The organism is Microbacterium sp. B19 (genome assembly GCF_000333395.1).
In the GTDB taxonomy this organism is placed as follows: domain Bacteria; phylum Actinomycetota; class Actinomycetes; order Actinomycetales; family Microbacteriaceae; genus Microbacterium.
This window is the reverse complement of sequence record NZ_BADA01000414.1, coordinates 1-820: the sequence shown is the minus strand read 5'-3', so window position 1 is coordinate 820 and position 820 is coordinate 1. Positions and strand designations below refer to the sequence as shown.

Here is an 820-nt window from a genome sequence, read left to right as displayed (position 1 = left end):
TGACACCGGTCATCAGCACGGCCGCGTCGTCGCCGGACTCCACGATGCCGAGCAGCCCGCGGAAGACCGCGGCGCCGGGGACCATCGGCAGGATCGCGGCGGTGGTGACGGCCACGGACGGCACATGCAGGCGGTACGCGACCACCATGCCGATGAAGCTGCCGAGGAACGCCCCCACGCCGCTGGCCGCGGCGACCTCGAATCCCACGGCCGAAGCGCCCGTGTAGCCGACCCACGCGACCACGCTGAGCCCGGCGCTGACGAGGACGATCCGCGCCCCGGCGCCGTTGGAGATCGCGACCGAGGATGGACTTGCCGGTGTAGAGCACGGATTTCTCCTTGTCGGGGTGGGGGTCGAGAGTCAGCTCTTCACCGAGCCGGCCGTCAGGCCGCTGATGAAGAAGCGCTGGAAGAAGAGGAAGAGGACGAGCACCGGGATCGAGCCGAGGATGCTCATCGCCATGATCTGGTTCCACTCGTACGAGTGCTGGCCCATGAGCAGCTGGATGCCGATGGGCACCGTGCGCATGTCGATGGTGCGCGTGAGGGTCAGCGCGAACAGGAACTCGTTCCACGCGATCATGAACGTGTAGATGCCGACCGACACGATCCCGGGGATGGAGATCGGAACGAGCACCCGCCAGAGGGCGGTGAACGATCCCGCACCGTCGACCCGGACGGCTTCGTCGAGCTCCTTCGGGAGGGTGTTGAAGTAGCCGGTCATCATGATGATCGCGTAGGGCAGAGTGAACACCATGTAGGTGAGGATCAGGCCCGGGTAGGTGTTGTAGAGCTTCAGCGTCACCATGAGCCCGAAGTA

The 820-nt window shown here is 65.7% G+C and carries 2 protein-coding genes; both read right to left on the bottom strand.

All coding sequences use genetic code 11. From position 1 onward, the window contains the following. On the bottom strand, positions 1-244 hold a 244-nt coding region (locus I5G_RS14700), incomplete at its 3' end, for a threonine/serine exporter family protein (protein ID WP_026095958.1). A 117-nt stretch (positions 245-361) separates the two neighbouring features. Continuing rightward, positions 362-820, bottom strand: a 459-nt coding sequence (locus tag I5G_RS14695; protein WP_022879730.1) for a carbohydrate ABC transporter permease, incomplete at its 5' end; no start/stop codon positions are given.